General features: G+C 40.2%; 14 protein-coding genes. 5 read left to right on the top strand and 9 right to left on the bottom strand.

The window, feature by feature from the left end; all coding sequences use genetic code 11:
* Positions 1 to 2 precede the first annotated feature (2 nt).
* The 7 genes from BW716_RS25630 to BW716_RS25600 all read right to left on the bottom strand — a co-directional run bounded on the left by BW716_RS25630 (position 3) and on the right by BW716_RS25600 (position 9,803).
* On the bottom strand, positions 3 to 4,499 hold the full coding sequence (locus BW716_RS25630; protein WP_083727451.1) for a DEAD/DEAH box helicase: 4,497 nt from the start codon (positions 4,497 to 4,499) through the stop codon (positions 3 to 5).
* An 18-nt stretch (positions 4,500 to 4,517) separates the two neighbouring features.
* Positions 4,518 to 5,240 (bottom strand): HNH endonuclease, encoded by a 723-nt coding sequence (locus BW716_RS25625; RefSeq protein ID WP_083727448.1) that lies wholly within the window; start codon positions 5,238 to 5,240, stop codon positions 4,518 to 4,520.
* Positions 5,237 to 6,550, bottom strand: coding sequence for an AAA family ATPase (locus BW716_RS25620; protein ID WP_083727446.1), 1,314 nt, complete (start codon positions 6,548 to 6,550; stop codon positions 5,237 to 5,239). The genes BW716_RS25625 and BW716_RS25620 overlap by 4 nt, the downstream gene beginning before the upstream one ends.
* A gap of 12 nt (positions 6,551 to 6,562) precedes the next feature.
* Positions 6,563 to 6,727, bottom strand: coding sequence for a type I restriction-modification system subunit M N-terminal domain-containing protein (locus BW716_RS39070; RefSeq protein ID WP_083727444.1), 165 nt, complete (start codon positions 6,725 to 6,727; stop codon positions 6,563 to 6,565).
* Positions 6,724 to 7,017 (bottom strand): helix-turn-helix domain-containing protein, encoded by a 294-nt coding sequence (locus BW716_RS25610; protein ID WP_083727442.1) that lies wholly within the window; start codon positions 7,015 to 7,017, stop codon positions 6,724 to 6,726. The genes BW716_RS39070 and BW716_RS25610 overlap by 4 nt, the downstream gene beginning before the upstream one ends.
* A 714-nt stretch (positions 7,018 to 7,731) precedes the next feature.
* Positions 7,732 to 8,271 (bottom strand): YdeI family protein, encoded by a 540-nt coding sequence (locus BW716_RS25605; protein ID WP_083727440.1) that lies wholly within the window; start codon positions 8,269 to 8,271, stop codon positions 7,732 to 7,734.
* Between the two features lie 38 nt (positions 8,272 to 8,309).
* The gene (locus BW716_RS25600; RefSeq protein ID WP_083727438.1) at positions 8,310 to 9,803 is read right to left on the bottom strand and encodes an alpha/beta hydrolase-fold protein; all 1,494 of its coding nucleotides are present in this window, start codon (positions 9,801 to 9,803) and stop codon (positions 8,310 to 8,312) included.
* 44 nt (positions 9,804 to 9,847) lie between these two features.
* Here BW716_RS25600 and BW716_RS25595 point away from each other — a divergent pair, with 44 nt between their 5' ends.
* Positions 9,848 to 10,411 carry a Crp/Fnr family transcriptional regulator gene (locus tag BW716_RS25595; RefSeq protein WP_083727436.1) on the top strand — a complete coding sequence of 188 codons (564 nt, stop codon included), beginning with the start codon at positions 9,848 to 9,850 and terminating at the stop codon, positions 10,409 to 10,411.
* Positions 10,412 to 10,571: 160 nt separating this feature from the next.
* Positions 10,572 to 11,150 (top strand): NAD(P)H-dependent oxidoreductase, encoded by a 579-nt coding sequence (locus tag BW716_RS25590; protein ID WP_083727434.1) that lies wholly within the window; start codon positions 10,572 to 10,574, stop codon positions 11,148 to 11,150.
* Between the two features lie 15 nt (positions 11,151 to 11,165).
* Here the strand turns inward: BW716_RS25590 and BW716_RS25585 are convergent, their stop codons facing one another.
* The gene (locus BW716_RS25585) at positions 11,166 to 11,603 is read right to left on the bottom strand and encodes an SMI1/KNR4 family protein (RefSeq protein WP_179091266.1); all 438 of its coding nucleotides are present in this window, start codon (positions 11,601 to 11,603) and stop codon (positions 11,166 to 11,168) included.
* Positions 11,604 to 11,686: 83 nt separating this feature from the next.
* On the opposite strand from BW716_RS25585, the gene BW716_RS25580 reads away from it, so the two are divergent.
* Positions 11,687 to 12,661: an SDR family oxidoreductase gene (locus BW716_RS25580; protein WP_083727432.1), complete on the top strand. Its 975-nt coding sequence runs from the start codon at positions 11,687 to 11,689 to the stop codon at positions 12,659 to 12,661.
* Between the two features lie 64 nt (positions 12,662 to 12,725).
* On the opposite strand, the gene BW716_RS25575 is transcribed toward BW716_RS25580, so the two are convergent.
* Positions 12,726 to 12,923, bottom strand: coding sequence for a hypothetical protein (locus BW716_RS25575; RefSeq protein ID WP_083727430.1), 198 nt, complete (start codon positions 12,921 to 12,923; stop codon positions 12,726 to 12,728).
* A gap of 646 nt (positions 12,924 to 13,569) precedes the next feature.
* Between BW716_RS25575 and BW716_RS39065 the strand changes: the two genes are divergently transcribed.
* Positions 13,570 to 13,764 (top strand): transposase, encoded by a 195-nt coding sequence (locus tag BW716_RS39065; protein WP_083727506.1) that lies wholly within the window; start codon positions 13,570 to 13,572, stop codon positions 13,762 to 13,764.
* A gap of 259 nt (positions 13,765 to 14,023) precedes the next feature.
* Positions 14,024 to 14,206: a transposase gene (locus BW716_RS39060; RefSeq protein WP_083727504.1), complete on the top strand. Its 183-nt coding sequence runs from the start codon at positions 14,024 to 14,026 to the stop codon at positions 14,204 to 14,206.
* Positions 14,207 to 14,433 lie beyond the last annotated feature (227 nt).

The following is a 14,433-nucleotide window of genomic DNA, read 5'->3' as shown; positions in this document are numbered from 1 at the left end:
TATTAAGATGGTTGAGTCAAAAAATGTTTATTGAAATTGCTTGTCCATGTGGCGTAGTACAATGCGTAATAGTGATCTTCTATGTCGCTAAATGCCTCTTCTACATCATAGTTCAGCACATGGCCGGCAACGGTGTTTTTAAAATGAATGATGAATGCCTGCACATTTAAGTCAGGGTCTTCATTATGCTTCCAATCTATTAAGCCCCTTACCAATTCTTGCTTTGCTTCATTGATTAATTCTCTTACCGTATCTGCCAAAATGAACAACGAGAATGATTTGAGGATTCTGAATTGTGGCTTATCAGGGTTGCTGCGAAGCATACGCATAGAAGAACCACGCAGGTGTTTAATGTTGCTGATGAACTCACCTGTTTCTTCATTGCTAACGAGGGCAATGTATTTTTCAATGGTTTCATCCACCGGCAATTCATCATCCAAATCATCGGGCATAGAAGCATCTAAATCGCCACTTCGGCTACGTTCTATGAATTTGCGTCTTGAATACTTTGCATTGAAGTAGTAATAGATTTCATCTTTTACGTACTTGTTTTGCTCCAATGGGTCGGCAATATTGATGGAGGTTTGGCACAGCCTTACCATATCGTCAATGGCCTGTAAACGCTTTTCTTTGATTTTTCCGTAGATGAAATCTGTGAGATATTCCAAGCATTTACTGATGACAGTTGCTTTCCCTGCTTTTATCTCTTTGTTGGCAGCTTTCTTCAGTTTTTCAATTTCCCTTTTAGCTACATTCTTAGAAGTGTATCGGGAAATTAATTCTTCCAGTGAACGGTAATAATCCGGGTCAGTCTTTTTTGTGAACTTGATAGTGTATAGCTTATTCTGATAGTCGATGGTGTATGAATCGATGATACCAATTGATACCAGGCGGTAAATGGCTTTGGCAGTATCATCATGGCTGCGGGGTATAAAATAAGCCCTCTGTAGTTCCAATGACTGCTCATCTTCCAGATTCAGTACCCGCTGCAATACCTGCTCATTTTTTATGTTCAGCGATTCAATAAAATCGGGATAATCCAATCCATCAAAAACAGCATCCTTCAAAAGACCACCTACCGAGGTCGGTGAGGTAAGGTTTGCAGCAATCAGTTGCTGAATAGCGGCTGTAGCCAACACTTTTTGTAAATGTTCCTGATTGAGATTAAAGTATATTTTAGACTTTGCCCTCTTGGAATAGAAACGGTTGGTAAAGGGAACAGGTAATGTTTTGGTATCACCTGTAGCCATTTCTGCCAACATTCTTTCCAATCCCATTTGCTGCTGAGTATTCACTATTACCTGGTCGAGCCATGACCTAAGATTATCAACCCCGGTAACGGCAGTGAAAGGTAGATTTGTCTTTAACCAATCTACCAGTTGGTAACAGAATGCATCATTACCGAAATCGTGGTATATGCCTGTGTTTTGATTGTCGATAAATACATACCCGATGCTTGTACCATTGACTGTATTAATGAATATGCGGTTATGATGTTTTGGCCCTCCTAATTTGATGGCAAATTGTACATCATCTGTTCCAAACAATTCATTGAGCTGGTCAATGAGTATCTGGAGTTTCTTTATATTCGGGTAGGTTATCCTGCTTCTCAGTTCATGAATCATTACCCTTTCTTTCATCTGACCTTTAAAGGAGTTCTTATGGAAGTACATGAGTACATCCTTATCCAAATGATAGGGTTCTTTAGGCTTGGATGCAATGCGTAGCTGGTCATTGTTAAACAGAATTACGGAGGCTGAAACCTTGCCATCACGCCCTGCACGCCCTGCTTCCTGTACAAATGATTCAATGGACTGTGGAATGTTGATGTGAATGGTCATTCGCACATTTGGCTTGTCTATACCCATGCCAAACGCTTTAGTAGCCACCATCACAGATTCCTCATTATCCTTGAATAGTTCGAGGTGATGGAATGATTCTTCATCTACTTTATCGGAATTATCATCATCGCCACTTCCCATGAAGTAGCCTAAGGTTTCTGAATTGTAAAAGTGTATTGCCTTTTGATTGTCCTGTTCAATAAATACATATCCCGGATTATCAAATACGCCATGCGAATTGTAGCCATTTCGTATGCCTAACCAGCCTTGCCTATGTGGCATAAATACAATCAGCCCATATTGATATAGGGTTGTATCATCCTTCTTTTGCACAGCAAAAGCATCTGTGGGAATATGGAGATTTTTAAACAATATGTCATTGTATTGCTTCAGGGCTTCTGTCTCACTGCCTGCCTTTTGTAGCCATTCCTGCCTTGTGGTAATGGGCAAATAATTTTTGAAAGAATGCTCAATTATTTCATGAATTGCCGAAGGCTGATTAAAGGTTTGCAAAACCGTTTGCTTGTCGCCTATTAAACCAAAAATGGCATCCTGCTTTTTCCCCCCAATGCTCTCCCTGATAGCTTTCTCGATCAGATTATCTAAGCCTTCATAAGTGTTGGGTACTTCTTTTACGAGGTAGTTGATTTCATCTCTTACACTGTTTTCAAAACGAACCACGGCATTGCCATCATCTTCCTTTATGTTTAACTCTCTTTCAATATCTGCCAACACATCAAATGAGGCAGTTGCGGTTAATCCAAAAAGCGGAATAGAAATGCCACTGTAGGTAAGGCAGTATTCCTGTGCATTGTCGCCCAGGTTTAAGTATGGTGTCCTGAAATCATGACCCCACTCAGAAACACAATGCACTTCATCAATAACAGCATAAGCAAAACAATGCCCGTCCTTTCTTGCATTATCAAGTGCTTTCCTGAAATCGTCAATCACAAAACGTTCAGGCGAAACGAATAAAAATTGTAACTGGCCTTTCGCCAATAATTCATGTTGATTGAAATTCCTTTCGGCAGTAGTAAGGGTAGAGTTTATAAACTCACACTTATCAATGCTCAGTTCTTTCAAACTATTGTACTGGTCAATCATCAATGAACGAATCGGATCAATAACAATGGTGGTACCGGGTTGCAGCATGGCTGCCAACTGATAAGTAAGAGACTTACCGCCACCGGTTGGTAATAAGCCAATGACAGATTTGAGTTGCACTGCCCGATTGAGGATAGGAAGCTGACCTACGCGGAAATCGAGTTTGCGGAAGATGTCCTGCAATAATTTTCTAAGCAGTTCAGATGTTTCAGCAATAGGCTCAAAAACTTCATTCTGCAACTGGTTTACCAATGGCCTGTACAGCACTGAAGGTGCTGATATTACTCCCTTGTTGGTTTTATAGTGTATGTAATGAGCATTGCGAATGATAATTGCATTGTGCGAAGGAGGCAAATCATCTATAAATACAGACAATCTCCGCAATACCGAAATATCAATAACAAGTTCGAAATCCGCAGGATTTAAAGCAGTAAGCGGAGCTACTGATTTGCCATTATGCAATGGATGGTCCATAAATTCAGGCGAAGTGAATACTTGCACGTCGAATGCAGGAATATGAATTTGTGTTTGAGCTAAATCATTGAGGGTATTCAGCAATAACGAAAGGTCATCTAATGCTGCCATTGCACATGGCAGGTCTCTTTCGACAACAGCTATTTTTATCTTTGGCCTTGTGATTGCAGCATCGTAATTAGCCATTAAATATTGAAGCACCACCCTTTGAAGCCTTGCAATACCAAAGGGGGCAAGGCATAAGGCAGTATGATTGCTCAATAAATAATCATCATTGCTGTAGTTATCCTGTGCTTGCTGTATAAATTCTTCTGCTTCGATTGTACGAATAAATTCTTCTACATCTTTGTAAACCCTATCTTCGGTAATGTGGCTGATGTTTCGGGATAGCTGAGCAATTTCAAAATCTTTCAGGTCGTCTAATAAATCCGTGTGGTACTTTTTGCCATCGACCTCAGTAACATAGGTCTTGTGGTGCTTAATTTGTACCTGACTGGTTTTGCTCTTGGTAAAATCGTAAGGTATTTCCAGGCTAAAATCAACCCTCCCCTGATTGTTGTCACGGGTGAATGAACTACGGGTTCTTTGCTTTTCTAATAGTTGTGCCAGATATGCCTGTTTTTCAGGCAATAGTCTTAGCAGAAAGCTGCGTTCAAAACTGCTGTCAACATCACTCACTTTTAAGTATTGGCTTCTGTTCTTTGCTCTTGGGTCAATTGTATGTAATGACTTGAAAAGCGATTGGCCGTGTTCATTATCTTCACCCACATTTACGAAAGGGAATGCTATCTTACCTCTGACTGTGTTATCATGCCTTTGTGTTACTGCTAATTTATCAGCAAAGTATCCTTCCAAATAAACACTGGCCAAAGTGGGCAAGCCTCTTGTGATAATATTGGATGCAACAGCGAATATTGATTGTGGATTTGCCGGTGTTTCAAGATTAATAACGGTTTGCACTTCAAAAGTGCTTAGCGACCTTAGCAAGCCATGCAATGCAGGTACCTTCTCATGCCGCTTTGCGTAAGCGTTGAGTGCATCTCGAACTGATTCTAATATGTAGCCAGCTTGTAATTGCATGTTTTCTATTACGTAGGTTTAGATGGGGTCAGCAATATTGGCAGAGTTACGGGGAATAGGTTGATAGCCATTGGCCGGATCAAAACAATTTGTTGCAGTTCCAGTAAAGATGTTAATGAGTGCTTGCCTCACTTCTTCATGTGCACTAAAAACAGAGTACCAAACAGAAAAGAAGCCCTTTTGAGATGCAAACTCAGCAACTTCAACTGGCGACAATTCCCCACTTTCAAATTTGGGTAAATACTTGACTGCCCACTCCCAAGCGACTCTCCTATGTTTCCATCTTGTGTCGTTTTGATTAAGATTTGGGTATTTAGGATTGCCTGGTATCTTATCTAACCCGACCAAATTCAGCATATTTTCTGCATGAGTAAAAGAAGCTGTACCATCTAAGTCTGGGTTGACTTTGACATAACCTCCTTCTTCATACTTGAATGAAAGAAAGGTGTTATTCCGATGAGGGAAATGCATAATTGTTAAGTCAACATTCCTATTTGACTTATTGTCCTTTCCATTACATCTTCCACATGCCACCAAAAAATTATTCCAATCGTGTGAAAGTGTGTTATCCAGATCTCTGGAAATTACATGCTCAACCTCAAGGTCTGAACTAAAAACTTCGCAATAACTACAATAGCAACCCAAATGACCTTCAAGGTCTGTTTTAGCTTTTGTGTGTGGATTATATGATTTAGGATTGCCACCTTCCTGAGGCCATCCAATTTTAGTTACTGGTCTCATAAATCGTTAGCTTGTCTTTCTATTCGTAATGATGCGACAAAGGCAGGGTCATTCGAGAAACGTTCCTCCAATTCATTCAATTTGTTTCTCAAAATCGCTGTTTCTTTATCTGTTATGCTTGTCTTACCTTGTTTTATTAAGGCATAGTATTCTTCAGCAACCTTCTGCATTTCTAAAAATGCTTCGCTACGTGGCACATCTTCAACACCCATTTCATTTGCCGCAACATCCTCTATCCCTTTCATGTCAGGGTCTCCATCCTTTTTAATTTGCTCATCAAGAATTATTAATTCTTCAGACTTCAGCGATTGAACAATAAAAGGTGAATGTGTGGTTACAACAAATTGGATATTGGGGAAAGCTGTTTTCAAGTCATTGACTACATGGCGTTGCCACTTGGGGTGAAGATGCAAGTCCAATTCATCAATCATGACTATGCCAGTTGCTTCATCAATCGCTTTTTCTTCTTTAAATCCATTCAAGACAATACAACGATAAGCCAATTCTGCTACCATTTCCGTGAAATAATGAACACCATCACTATGCAAGCTAAGCGGTAAAAGATTGCTTTCTTCGTCATCTATTTTCACTTTTACCCACAATTCTCCGGCACTAAACTCAAGCTGGCTTATGTATGGGTTTGCTTTCCTTATTGCAGTAAAAAAGGCACCTTTTGTACCTGTGTATTCCTTCTGCTGCTTTAACAGCATATCATAACGACCCAGCCATTCCGGGTAATGAAATTTAACGGCTCTCATCTCATCCCAATCCTGATAACCTTCACGGAAAATAACCCGACCTAATTTTTGAATGCGACTCTGTGGGGTAACACGACCTGCACCAACGGCACGAGAAATGCCCAAAAAAGCAATTAGAGGCAAAGGGATTTTATCGTTACCTTCTTTGGTTACTTCATGATAATTGGACATTGCTATATCCTTAATACTCCCAACATCTGAATGCTTGGTTGTTGAGGAAGATTTACCTTCCAACCATTGCCTCCGCCATGTTATAGGATTATCACTGCCTGGGAATGTTCCTGTTGCTTCTACTTTGACCGGGAACTGAGGTACAAGTTGATAATCTGATTCAGTGAAACGAATTTCATCTTTGTGAATATGCCGTGACTTTACCTCTGAGTTTGGGATGCCTAAAAAATAAGAACCACTCGCCACACGCAAGGCATTGAGAATGGTTGATTTGCCTTTACCGTTAATACCGATAAAAGCTGTAAAATGCCTGTTCAGGAAAAAGGTTCGTTCCTTTCCAATATTCCTGAAGTTTTGTATAGTGATGCTTTCTATATTCATCGTTTAAGCAATTTAATAACAGGTTTGGCTTCTCTCCAGCAAAGCATCCAACCTGCGTAATACCGTGAACGGAAGTATAATGTCTCTGTATTTGCTCCGTGTATAAACATCTCGAAGCACATCATCGGCAATACCCCAGATAAAATTGACTATTTGATTATGTTGGATATGGTTCATTTCTTCTTTTTAATCTTTCGTGAAACAGATTTTAGAGCCTCATCAGCCATGTTCTCATCTTTGATTACATCAAAAACCTGATCTGCAAGCCAAAGGGTAATGAGTTCATCCTTATCAGCTTTCAGAATTTCCGCAAGCAAAGGGATCTGCTCTTTCTTCAAATGGCGTTGCCCTTTTTCAATTTTACTAAGCTGGGCGGTATCCATTTCAAGTAAGGGAGCAACCTGCCGCAAGTACAGTTTCTGCTTTTCCCTCAAGGCTCTAACCCTATTACCAAATTGGCTTTCCATTGTATTTTTTTGACTTGTCAATAATTGGCTAATATAGAAAAAAAAAGAGAATCCCTGACAACAATAGGGAAATACAGCTAAAATGAAGGATTTTCAGGTAATAGTCTTGCTTCCCCCTAAGTATCAGCGCCCGTTTGCAGAAGTCGGCCCCTGCCTTCGTTGTCGAACAACAATTGGAATAGTCCCGTTGTGCTTTTGTTGGCCGCGGTGAACAACATTTTCTCAGGCGGCTTATTGGGCTTCTCTGCACTTGCATCTTTGCCTTTCTTTCCGTTTTACTCCATCATTTCCAATTCATGCTGCTGCTTTATCAATTCTGCTTGCTCTCTCAAATACTTATGAATTGGCTTGGCCAAATGCTTACAGTGTAACAATCTGCTTGCCTTTAGGCAACGTTGGTTTTTGAAGTCATAGTTTTCATCAATTAATTTCTCCTCAAAACGTAAAAATCTACTTGGGTCTTTGATTATTTCAATGTAAAGAATAATTCCCTTTTTTCCTGTACGGAAATCAAATGCTTTAACCTTAAAATGTGCTTCATTTAGTTTGTCAGTAACCTGCGAAGCAGGTGCCGGCGTATTAATTTTTTAGCCGGGACAAGAAAATATTCTTGTGGTAATGGGTCGTTGAATTAGATTTCATTTAGTTCAGCTGCTATGGTTTTCGCTGCCAGAATCCGGGGGAGTTCTTCTTCTGAAAGATGCCGTATCCAATTTAATCATTCATCCCTTTGCCCGCCAGAATCTGCGGAATGTATTTCTCTATCCTTGCCTCCCTCGTTTTAGATTGTTTAGCCCCTGAAAAGAAAAACACATATGCCTTTTGTCTGCCGGGAGTGAGTGCCTCAAATGCTTTTTTAAATTTCGGTTGTTTTTCGAATTGTTGTTGCAGCTCTTCAGGAATATTAACCGGCGTATTCTTTGTATCCACTTTCAACCCTGCTTTCTCCACTTCTATAGCTTCGTAAATACAAGCCTTTAGAATAGCTGCCACCTGCGTGATCTCTTTTACATTCGTAAATCTTGCCTGACGGCCTACCTGTGTATTCTCGCCGGTTTTGACGAGTATTCCATCAGGATCGGTAAGCAATGCACCCTTAAAAAAAAGAACGGCGCAATAGTCTTTAAATCCCTGTATGATCACTATGTTTTTACCTTCGTAATCAAAGCAGGGCTTACCCCATTTAATGGCTTCATTAAGGCCACAATCCTGTATGATCTTTCTTAGTTTTTCAGTTTCTTTCTCCCACATCATTGGTTGTAGTATTTAAAAGCTAAAATAGCTTCAATCAGTTATAATGTAAATATAGTAATTAACCTCTCTAACACCGCTGTGTTATAAAAAGGAAGTGATACCGGATTGATCTGCTTTAAACTTGATGGCGGCAGATAAGCTAGCTTTAATCCAAAGTCTGCATTGTGATGTATGTAATTTATCCGGTATGGATAATAACCTTTTTCCAACGGTACGATATAAGTATACGTGAACTCGCTGTAAGACCCTTTCCAGCAGATCAGTTCCTGACCATTCAAATAGAATTGTGAATCTGTATCAGCATTGAATACAAATACATAATAACCGGCTTCTTTCGCTTCCATCCAGCCGTTTACTTCTAAGTTAAAATCATTCTTACGTGGGAGGGTTAATTTATCTTTGATGATCCCTTCCAGTTTTGGTTTTTTCTGATCCTCCTCATAATACTTATAACTCGTCTCTGCTCCTCCTTTGGCCGTTGCTTTCAGGGGTTTGCCAGTTGTGAATACACCTGATTTTACTTTATCATAGCGTGCGCGGTTAGTAAATTGCCTGATCGTCAGCTTCGCTGCATCATCAATATTCACTATCCCTTTCATAGCAGGAGAGGAGATCGCAGGGGTTGTACCATCCAATGTATACCGCATATTCGTTGTATCTCCAAAAGACCAGACATTGATAGGTTGTCCTTTTACGACCATCCCATTCATCGGATGAAAATCAATATTGTTTTTATTCCAGCCGAAAGTGAATTTCAATCCATCATAGGTACTCTTTAACCGGATAGAACTATGTGTCTCATCCGTATATTGAATCACCTTCCATGTCAATCCTGCAGGTGCTTTTTGATGGAGTATCGTATCTATATCGGTTACCTTCATAGCTTCCGCTTCTTTACCCAGTCTGCCACTGATGAATAAGGTATGATTTGAACCCGCTAATGCCGTCAGTTTCTCCGGGGCTATTTTAGGTATATAGCCATGGTCCCACCACAGGCTGGGATCAGCAGCAATGTATGATTTGAATACCTCTGGTGCTGTCAGTAATGCATTGATCACAAATAGTCCACCCAGTGAATGCCCCCATAGGGTATTATCTCCATTAGATGGATAATTCTTATTGATATAAGGAATCAATTCATCTTTGAGAAAATGCAGGAAGTTGTTGCCACCACCCGAAGTAGGCCAGTCTTCCACATGTGTGGGTGTAAGGTCTTTGTTACGATCAATGCCTAATACACTTACCACGATGGTAGGTGGTACACTCCCTTCACCTTCTATAAAACGTTGTACATTGTTGATTAGACCGGTATTCCAGTTGCCTCCGTCTAAAACATATAATACGTCGTACTGCGTATTGCTTCCCGGCTTGTAATCTTGTGGTGTAAATACCTGGATCAATCTTTCCTGTTGTAAGATGGTGGAATAAATAGAGTCTATTCTATTACCTGTATATATTCTTCTTACGGTATCCTGTGCCTGTACCCCGCCGGCAATAATGAGGATAGCAAAAATGAGAATCCTTACTTTCATGGTGGTTTAGGTTAATCTTCCCTAAGATATGTACATTTGTATATATGGAGAAATACCTGGCGTCATTTAATTTACTGTCAGCCGCTGAGATCAATTACCTCGCGGGCAGAGGGCAGACTAAGACACTGAAGAAAGGAGCGTACTTTATCAAAGAGGGCAGTGTATGTCAGGAAGTCGCTTTTGTAAAATCCGGTTTTTTCAGGTCATTTTATCATAACTCTGAAGGGGAGGAGATCACCTATTGCTTTACGTTTGCTGATTCGTTTGTGACAGCGTATTCTTCTTTCATTAGTCAAACTAAGACCTTTGAGAATATTGAAGCATTAACCACCACTACGATATTTACCATTCCACGGGCAGACATTATTCAGCTGGAACAAACCAGTATTAACTGGGCCCGACTATTTAAAATGATGGCGGAGCAGGAGTATATGAAGTTAGAGCAACGGTTTATTTTATTCCTGAAAGAGAGTGCTGAATACCGGTATAAAGACCTGCTTCATAAATATCCTGAATACCTGCAGTTGATCCCATTGGGATATTTATCTTCTTACCTGGGTATTACCCAGCGACATCTTAGCAGAATACGAAAGTCAGTCATGAATTAGACAAATGTCCTTTTTATTGTTTGTTACTGGTCATCTTTGTAATATGAAAAATGTATTATCAACAATGGGGCACCCTGACCCGCTAAGCAGAATACGAAAGTCAGTCATGAATTAGACAAATGTCCTTTTTATTGTTTGCCGCTGGTTACACCTTTGCCTTATGAAAAAGGTATTAATCATCAATGGGCACCCTGACCCGCTTAGTTACAATCAGGCGCTATTCAATGCATATAAAGAAGGAGCTGCCAGCGCAAATGCGATCATTTCATCCATCCATATTGGCGCTTTACAATTTGACCCTAATCTTCGATACGGTTACCGGCAGCGAATGGAGTTGGAACCAGATCTGTTGGATGCGATTGAAAAAATAAAAGCAGCGGATCATATTGTATGGGTGTTTCCTATGTGGTGGTATGGTTATCCTGCAATCATGAAAGGTTTTATTGACAGAACATTTTTGCCGGATATCACCTTTCAGGCAGTACCGGGAAAACCATTTCCCCGGAAATTATTAAAAGGTAAAACGGGCCGCATTATTATAACGGCAGATACACCGGGATGGTATAATCTTTTATTCATGCATAGCCCTGCATTGAACCAATTTAAAAAAGGGACATTGCAGTTTTGTGGTATCAATCCGGTAAAGGTGCATTACATCGCCCCGGTGAAAGACGCGACTCCTGCATTCCTGCAAAAACATATTGATAAAGTATTCAGATTGGGAGCAGCGCTTAAATAGCATGTTGCAAAAAGATCACTTAGAAAATCGCAAGAATGTTTTCAGGTAAACAGATAGATGGTCTGCCAGTTTGCGATAAGGATCTTTCTCTTCCTGTGGTGGACTGTATTGGTATACAGGCGGGTCATTTCCTTCATCGAGTCTGAAAAACCAGAACTGCCCGGTTACAGCTGAACCACTGAAAGGGAATTGGTTTTTATCCTGCATAAAGTCAGTACCATCTTCTTCCGCGTTTTCCCTTGCCATATCATGTAGTGCCTGCATACCATCATACGAGCCATCACTGAAAGCGACGATGTTGAACGCAGCTGAAGGGCCCACAATGCGGATGAGTTCTCTGAATGCTTCAGGAAAGGGTGCACCGTAAAGGGTTTCTAATTTTTTAATAGTTTTTTCGTTGGATTTGGTCGTCTGGTAATAGTCGGCTACAAAGCCGAGGTATTGATACTTCATAGAATAGGTTGCGCTACAAGTTAATAAAAAAAACGAACAGTAAAGACCGCTGCCATTGGCCTGGCTTTTGAGGTCACAATCGTATGGAAAACAAAACGATCGTAATAACAGGAGCATCCAGTGGCGCAGGTAAAGCGACTGCCCTTGAGCTGGCTCCGGAAAGAGTAAACCTTGTGCTGGCCGCCAGAAATGAAGTAGCCTTATTGGAACTGGGAGATGAATGCCGGGAGTTAGGCGCTGATGTACTGGTCCTGCCTACTGATGTGGGAGATCGCACTGCGATGCTGGAACTGGCGCAGAAAGCCTTTGAATGGAAAGGGCGTATCGATGTATGGGTGAATAACGCCGGTGTACTGGCAGCAGGAACTTTTGACGAAACACCGTGGGAAACTCATCAGCAGGTCATCACTACTAACCTGCTTGGTTATATGAGCGGTACCCATGCTGTACTGCCATTTTTCAAAAGACAGGGTGCGGGTATCCTGATTAATAATATTTCCATTGGTGGTTATATTCCCGTTCCTTATGGCAGTGCTTATACCGCCAGTAAATATGCACTCAGGGGATTTTTTGAATCTATCAAAGGGGAGCTGGCAGCATGGCCGGATATTCATGTGGTAGATCTGTATCCTGCCTTCCTTGATACGCCTGGTATACAGCATGCGGCAAACTATACAGGGAAGGTATTGAAAAATGCACCGCCGGTATCTGATCCTAAAGTGGTGGCGGAAGCTGTGAAGGCATCTATCTTACGGCCTTTATCGAATAGGTATCCGGGTGGAGTGCCAAAGTTGTTTAAGTTGGGGCATGCACTGGCACCTGAACTGATGGTGAAGTTTACGGGTTTATTGATGAGGGGGTATTTTAAAAAGGCGGATCCGATTGCAAAGACAGATGGGAATATATTCAACACAGTAGATTATTCAATGAGTACGAATGGAAACGCAAGGCCACGGTTGGCAAGGAGTACAAGGCAGCAGATTGCGGTTGGGTTGGTATTCGCAGGAGTGGGGTTGCTGGCGATAAAGTTATTGACACGGAAAAAGAAGTTGGTATAAAGAGGGAGACTCATAAATAAATGAAGAGCCCTCCTATATCGTTTTATATGTAATAGTTAAGATTTTAAGCCGTCACAACGAATTGGCTGGCTGCTATTATAGATAACCTCTCTTTTTCTAAATATTCTCTCTTTACCACCTCTGCATACTCATTGATTACATTCCTCGCAGCCAATGCATCAGGTGTATCCATGGTTTCTAAACGTCCTTCATCCCTTGAACGGTCAAGAATTTCTTTGAGTCTATCTACTTGGATTGCCATATTAGAAACATTTAAGATTATTAAAATAAAGAGAAAACGTACCTAAAGGTAATGAAATTCGCATTAATTCCCTACTATCCGGGTTTGCATAGAATATCTGATTATGAGAGTTGACGCATACTGAATTGCTCCCGTAATGCTTCAATTATGATAGACGGTAAGACTGGCTTGTAATCCTGATACTGCAAAAAATACTCCATGTGCTCCAAACGGTGTCTCAGCGCAGCTAATGGTTTCTGTATCCTGAGAGGAATGTGGAAATCCTTCAGCAATAAGCTTGACACCATAGGTTTTTGCACTGGTAGCAGTCGTTAAACAAAGAAAGTCATGACTTGTGAGTGCTTTAGGTGAAATCATATTTCTTCCAACAATTTGAGGAATTGTCGGCCTTAAAACCATAAATCCAAGGTAACGCGCTTGTAATCCTTCTAAATCCCTATTTTCTCTTAGAGCATGTTTAAAAATTAGGAGGTAGGAATATTGAAAAAGACGAATCGATCAATTAGTTTGGATTTACGAGATACAAACTATGAGACCGAAGTATGCATTATTGCCCGATTCGCAATGGCGAGTTATAGAAAAATTATTAACAGACAAAAGGAAGCGTAAATATTGTTTTCGAAACATATTTAATGCTATTTAATGGATTTGCAGAACGGGTACTCAATGGCACAATCTAAGCGGTGAATTTCCTTACCGGCAGATAGTTTACTATTATTTTAATAAGTGGAAGAAGAATGGATTCTTTGAGGAAGTTATGAGAAAGGTTGTTCGAAAGCAACGAATGAGACAAGACCGAAATTATGCTCCTTCAGTATCAGCCATCGATAGTCGAGTATAAAAAGGAGTCCATTTATAAATATTGCAACTGGCATTGATGGTGGAAAAAATATTAATGGCCGAAAATGACATCTTGCTTTTGATAGCTTTGGCTTACCAATAGCTATCAGTGTAAGTAATGTAGATGTTCATGATTCCATGGGTGGATATGACTTATTATGGAGAATAGAAACAGTTAGTTCCAGAATGAAGCTGATTCGTACTGATAAAGCGTACAGTGTGAATTCACTGATACTGTTGAAAAATATTATAAATGGAACATTGGAATTATCCAGAAACCACCATCCGTAAAGGGTTTTATTCCAAAAAAAGGTAGGTGGCAGGTCGAACGATCCTTTTCCTGGCTGAATTTTTTCAGGAGGCTAGATAAGGATCATGAGAAGCTACCTGAATCATCTGTTGCGTTCATTCAGGTAACATTCATTAATATTCTTCTAAAATGAGTCGTTCAGAAATTTAAACATGTTCTTAAATCAATAATAGATCGCAAAAATTTCTCTTCTTTCCAGCTTTTTGCGATAGATGTTAGGTTAGGAATACTTCTTGAAAAAGGGCTTTTAAACACTGTTTGGCCGATAAGAAACAATTTTAAAAGGTTAGATGATTTTCAATTTGGTATATTTTTGTGATGTGTCGTTGTGTTATCTTCCATATTTTTTAATATTAATTA

This window comes from [Flexibacter] sp. ATCC 35208 (assembly GCF_001975825.1).
Taxonomy (GTDB): domain Bacteria; phylum Bacteroidota; class Bacteroidia; order Chitinophagales; family Chitinophagaceae; genus Chitinophaga.
Note: the sequence above shows the minus strand (reverse complement) of the source record. Positions and strands in the feature narration are given on the sequence as shown.

Coding starts and splice junctions, on each gene's coding strand:
- BW716_RS25605 (WP_083727440.1), bottom strand. CDS start 8,271: ATGATGTGGGAGAAAGAAACTGAAAAACTAAGAAAGATCATACAGGAT.
- BW716_RS39070 (WP_083727444.1), bottom strand. CDS start 6,727: ATGAACCATATCCAACATAATCAAATAGTCAATTTTATCTGGGGTATT.
- BW716_RS25585 (WP_179091266.1), bottom strand. CDS start 11,603: ATGAAGTATCAATACCTCGGCTTTGTAGCCGACTATTACCAGACGACC.
- BW716_RS25610 (WP_083727442.1), bottom strand. CDS start 7,017: ATGGAAAGCCAATTTGGTAATAGGGTTAGAGCCTTGAGGGAAAAGCAG.
- BW716_RS25620 (WP_083727446.1), bottom strand. CDS start 6,550: ATGAATATAGAAAGCATCACTATACAAAACTTCAGGAATATTGGAAAG.
- BW716_RS25595 (WP_083727436.1), top strand. CDS start 9,848: ATGGAGAAATACCTGGCGTCATTTAATTTACTGTCAGCCGCTGAGATC.
- BW716_RS25575 (WP_083727430.1), bottom strand. CDS start 12,923: ATGGCAATCCAAGTAGATAGACTCAAAGAAATTCTTGACCGTTCAAGG.
- BW716_RS25580 (WP_083727432.1), top strand. CDS start 11,687: ATGGAAAACAAAACGATCGTAATAACAGGAGCATCCAGTGGCGCAGGT.
- BW716_RS25630 (WP_083727451.1), bottom strand. CDS start 4,499: ATGCAATTACAAGCTGGCTACATATTAGAATCAGTTCGAGATGCACTC.
- BW716_RS25625 (WP_083727448.1), bottom strand. CDS start 5,240: ATGAGACCAGTAACTAAAATTGGATGGCCTCAGGAAGGTGGCAATCCT.
- BW716_RS25600 (WP_083727438.1), bottom strand. CDS start 9,803: ATGAAAGTAAGGATTCTCATTTTTGCTATCCTCATTATTGCCGGCGGG.
- BW716_RS25590 (WP_083727434.1), top strand. CDS start 10,572: ATGAAAAAGGTATTAATCATCAATGGGCACCCTGACCCGCTTAGTTAC.